The 256-nt window shown below is 68.8% G+C and carries 1 pseudogene; it reads left to right on the plus strand.

What is annotated here, in order from left to right:
- Positions 1–256, plus strand: a pseudogene (locus QP119_RS11600) (hypothetical protein); the annotation flags it as partial.

Genomic DNA, 256 nt, shown 5'->3' on the forward strand with positions numbered 1-256 from the left:
GGGGCTACGGACAAACCGGCCAACCCGGCTATGGCAAGCCGTTCCAGCGACCGTTCTCCCACCCGGAGAGCCAACCGCCCGCGTTCGGTGACATGCCCGCGCCGGGTGTGCCACACAACCCCTATGCCAACCAGCGTCAGCCGTACGGCCAGCCGGGCATGGGGCTGCAGGGGCAGGGCGATCTGGCGAGCAGGTCGCTCAAACGCAGGCAGCAGCGCAAATCCGGGCTGCGCTTTGCAGGTGGCTTCCTGGCCCT

The sequence above is a fragment of the Corynebacterium frankenforstense genome, assembly GCF_030211955.1.
Taxonomy (GTDB): domain Bacteria; phylum Actinomycetota; class Actinomycetes; order Mycobacteriales; family Mycobacteriaceae; genus Corynebacterium; species Corynebacterium frankenforstense_A.